This window comes from Francisella noatunensis subsp. noatunensis (assembly GCF_009823375.1).
GTDB classification, from domain to species: Bacteria; Pseudomonadota; Gammaproteobacteria; order Francisellales; family Francisellaceae; genus Francisella; species Francisella noatunensis.
On record NZ_WBSX01000138.1, the window covers coordinates 1 to 4,052 of the forward strand.

The window sequence follows — 4,052 nt, forward strand, 5'->3', positions numbered from 1 at the left end:
CAATATAAATACAAAAAAGAAGGTGACTCTAAACAAGTTAAGATAAAGGATAGAGCGAGTATTTCTGAAAGACCTAGCAGTGCTAATAGAAAAAATCTTTATCACTTTGAAGGTGACACTATTGTTGGTAAAGACCATAAAAGTGCTATTGTAACAATGGTCGATAGAGCTAGCAGATTTACTATTTTAGCCAAGTCTATAGATAGAACAGCTAATTCAATCAATAGAATATTGTACAAAGTATCTAATGGTCATAAAATATTAACAGCTACATTTGATAATGGTAAAGAGTTTGCTAAACATAAGAAGCTAACTAGCAAGACTGGCATCAAAGTATTCTTTGCTGATCCATACAGTCCTTGGCAAAGAGGTACTAATGAAAACATGAATAGGTATATCAGACAATTTATACCTAAAGGTACTAACTTTAACAATATATCTCATCAATACATTAGAAAGTTACAGATAGACTTGAATAATAGACCTAAGAAATGTTTAAATTACTTGACACCTAATGAAGTACATTTTGGTATCTCTATAAACATTGAGAATACAATCTAGCTTTTAAATTCAAAAATTTATAAATAAACCATATACTTTATTTGTAAATTTAATATCTTTGGGATACTTCTATGACAACATATAACGAACTAATATTTAATAGCGTTTCTAATCTTGTTATCTCAGTAATTATTGTCATTATAGCTATCTTGTCATTTCACATACTGAAAAAAAGAAAAACAACGATAAAACAAATTAATAAGTTAAAATCTCGAATAATATATATCAGCATAATAATCTTCTTTTTAATAAAAATAAAAATATGGCTTGGTGGAATTACTAACTTATTTACAATGTTGAGCTTAGTAGCTGCCGGTTTAATAATAGTAAATAAAGAAACTGTCATGAATCTTGTTGGCTGGATCATAATTAATTGGAGAAGCTTATTTTCTGAAGGAGATTATATCCAGATTCAAGGACAACATGGTTATATTACAGAAGTAAAGTTATTTTATTTTAGAATGTATGAAACAACTGAACATGGAGATAAAAAGACAACTGGAAAGCTTCTAAAATTCCCAAACTCAATAGTTATCACTAGCATTATCTCGACATTTACTAGCGATGAAAATATTATGTTACATAAAGTTCCTTTCCTGCTAAATACAGAACAAAATGTGCTAAAAATAAGAGATAATTTAGACTCTAAAATTAAAAAAATAATTGCAAATAAATACTCATTCGATGAAGACTTCTCAAAAAGTAGTACTCTTAGTAAGAATAAACTCAAACAATGTGGAATATATAATTTTGCCCCAAATGTTGAGATAAAAACTGTAGCAGACAAAGAAAATATCGTAAATTTACAGGCTTATTTTTATTGTTGTATAGATGATAAAAAAGAAATAGAACAGCAATATATTCAAGAGCTAATCAAAGAAGTTAAAGCTAAGCTTTCTTCCTAATAAACTTTTTGATATATAAATTAATAGTACTAATCCATAATGGACTAAACAATAATGACAATGATATCAATGTTATACAATATTGATACATAGTATCTGATAGAATTCCTGAAACACATCCCATAGAAATCAATACAAAACTGAATTCTCCAATTTGAGATAACATTGCTCCACCTATCAATGCTTCATCAGTTCTTTGACGTAATGCCTTAAAAATAAGTGCATTTATTGTCGTATTTAAGACATAGGTTAATAGTAACAATGAGATGAATAAAGATATATGATTCCAAAATAGATTAAGATCAATCAACATACCTATAGAAATAAAAAAGAGCGCCATAAAAATTGTTTTGACAGTAGAAAGGCTGTGGCCAACCCACTCTGTTTCTTCGACAGTAGATACAATCATTCCTCCAATAAAGGCCCCTAATGCTGAAGATAGCTCTAAAGACTCAGTTAGCTCAGCCATACCAAAACAGATAACTAAAGCGGCAAAAACTCTCATTTCCTCATCTTTGCCTAATACAGATATAAATGGTATTTTTATATTTTTCTTTACGGCCATAATAGCAGCAATTGATATAACTAAAATACCTCCTACAACCTGTATCAATATCTGACTAACTGATGGCTCTTCTCCACCGATAATTCTTATAATAATAAGCATTGGTACTACTGCTAAATCTTGAATTAAAAGTACACCAAGTACATTTTGACCTAAACGTGTCTTCATACTGCCATTATCATTCAATAATTTAAGTACAACCGCTGTACTACTTAGACTAATCACAGCACCAAATAGCAATATCTTAGCTAGACTCCAATCTAAAACATAACCAATGATAGATACAATAAAGCTAGTTACTAGCATCTGTAGCATTGTACCTATAGTAGGAACCTTCCAGTTTTCAGCAAACTTTCTAGGCGATACCTCCATACCTGCAAAGAATAATAACAGTATTACACCAATTTCTCCTAACCTAGCTAAATTCTCCTGGTCTTGAATTAGTTTTAGCCCATAAGGGCCTAACAAAATACCAGTTAAAAGATAAGCAACCACATATGGCTGTTTTAGTTTTTTGAGAACAATAGTGACAATTAACACACCTAGCATCACTACGACAAAAAGAGGGAAAAGAGGCTCGCTATGCATACTCAAAAATTCTATGATATCTTATGATAATGATACTTTATAAACCCAATAAATTACACAACAATAATTAATTTTTTCTAAATTAGTCATTTAAAATAAATAGCTATCTTGTTTTATATTCTTATATTACAACTCTACATTTTCTAAATAAGATTTTTTTGAAAAAAATACTTTACAAACTCATTATTGTGAAATAAAATACACGAAATTAGATACATATATTTTATTTCATATTTCAGAGAGGAGAAAAATATGACTAAACAAGATATAGATAATGCACTAACTAAGTGGAAGGATGGTCTTCTGAAGATTTCTAGAACTTATAGAGAAGGAGGAGACTATAAGAATCTAGCTCACAATTTTATCAAAAATATGTATGCCTATAATAATAGTGAGGTTCTTTTCAAACCTACTCTTGCTTCCAAGCAAATGTTTAGAGGTGACTTAGATGGTGCAATATCTTATTTTGTGGCTGGCAATGACAAATATCCTGAAGATAACGGTTTTGCAATTGGCCCATGGGCAGAATTAGAGTTTGAAAACACTGGTTATATTGTCGAAGATAATATAGGTATTGTCATGGGTAACAAGCACTTGACTCAAACTGATGGTACAAAAGTAATAGCTAACTATACTATGGGATTCAAGCTAAATGCCAAAGGTGAAATGCAAATCGTGCTACATCATTCATCTTTGCCGTATTCTCCAGTATAATTAACTAATAAATAATACAAAGTATAGATAATGGCTACTAAAAAACCTCAAAGTTGGACTTTTCTAACAAATCATTCACATATGTTATGTCTCATTAATAGTAACCCAAACATAACTATTAGAGGTATGGCCATCAAGGTTGGGATCACTGAAAGAGCGGTCCTAAATATACTCAGTGACCTAACCGAGACAGCCTATTTAACAGTGAAAAAAGTAGGTAGAAATAACCATTACAGTATTAATAAAGACAAAAATCTTCGTCATCCTATCGAAAATCATTGTACTATTGATGATTTTCTGAAGCCTTTATCAAAAAAAATTTCTGCTAGATTGTATTCTGAAAGTTTTAAATAGTTGAAAGAGAGTTCCAAATATAGTTTATTAGGTTTTGACGAAAATAAAATAAACGATAAGGAACTAAAAAATGCCAAAGCACTTAACTCTTTCAAATAGATATTGTATAGAAGAATTACTTAAATTAGGATACCAAACATCTCAAATAGCCAATAAAATTGGCTATAGTGAAAGAGCTATAAAAAAGGAACTTAATCGCACTAGTATAAATAGTGACTATAATGCTGAGATAGCACAGAAGCTATATCAAAGCCGCAGAACTTCAAATAATCATAAGCTATCCTGTAAAGTTAAAAAGCTAATAATAGCTTTGTTAAAAAAGAAGATATCTCCGGAACTTATTTGTGGTAGATTAAAACATGAGG

The 4,052-nt window shown here is 30.0% G+C and carries 6 protein-coding genes; 5 read left to right on the top strand and 1 reads right to left on the bottom strand.

Features of this window, described 5'->3' with window-relative positions; genetic code table 11:
* Both F8C69_RS09325 and F8C69_RS09330 read left to right on the top strand, forming a co-directional pair.
* Window positions 1-561, top strand: a 561-nt coding sequence (locus F8C69_RS09325) for an IS30 family transposase (RefSeq protein WP_159183759.1), incomplete at its 5' end; no start/stop codon positions are given.
* A 71-nt stretch (window positions 562-632) separates the two neighbouring features.
* Window positions 633-1,466, top strand: coding sequence for a mechanosensitive ion channel domain-containing protein (locus F8C69_RS09330; RefSeq protein WP_159184977.1), 834 nt, complete (start codon window positions 633-635; stop codon window positions 1,464-1,466).
* Here F8C69_RS09330 and F8C69_RS09335 read toward each other — a convergent pair.
* Window positions 1,450-2,619: a cation:proton antiporter gene (locus F8C69_RS09335; protein WP_159184978.1), complete on the bottom strand. Its 1,170-nt coding sequence runs from the start codon at window positions 2,617-2,619 to the stop codon at window positions 1,450-1,452. The genes F8C69_RS09330 and F8C69_RS09335 overlap by 17 nt on opposite strands.
* 252 nt (window positions 2,620-2,871) lie before the next feature.
* Between F8C69_RS09335 and F8C69_RS09340 the strand changes: the two genes are divergently transcribed.
* From F8C69_RS09340 to F8C69_RS09350, 3 genes are all read left to right on the top strand, one after another.
* Window positions 2,872-3,333: a phosphoribosyl-AMP cyclohydrolase gene (locus F8C69_RS09340; protein WP_159184979.1), complete on the top strand. Its 462-nt coding sequence runs from the start codon at window positions 2,872-2,874 to the stop codon at window positions 3,331-3,333.
* Between the two features lie 30 nt (window positions 3,334-3,363).
* Window positions 3,364-3,687 carry an ArsR family transcriptional regulator gene (locus F8C69_RS09345; RefSeq protein ID WP_159184980.1) on the top strand — a complete coding sequence of 108 codons (324 nt, stop codon included), beginning with the start codon at window positions 3,364-3,366 and terminating at the stop codon, window positions 3,685-3,687.
* A 70-nt stretch (window positions 3,688-3,757) separates the two neighbouring features.
* Window positions 3,758-4,052 (top strand): helix-turn-helix domain-containing protein (locus tag F8C69_RS09350; protein ID WP_159184785.1); only part of this gene is annotated, 295 nt, incomplete at its 3' end.

Coding starts and splice junctions, on each gene's coding strand:
- F8C69_RS09335 (WP_159184978.1), bottom strand. CDS start 2,619: ATGCATAGCGAGCCTCTTTTCCCTCTTTTTGTCGTAGTGATGCTAGGT.
- F8C69_RS09345 (WP_159184980.1), top strand. CDS start 3,364: ATGGCTACTAAAAAACCTCAAAGTTGGACTTTTCTAACAAATCATTCA.
- F8C69_RS09340 (WP_159184979.1), top strand. CDS start 2,872: ATGACTAAACAAGATATAGATAATGCACTAACTAAGTGGAAGGATGGT.
- F8C69_RS09330 (WP_159184977.1), top strand. CDS start 633: ATGACAACATATAACGAACTAATATTTAATAGCGTTTCTAATCTTGTT.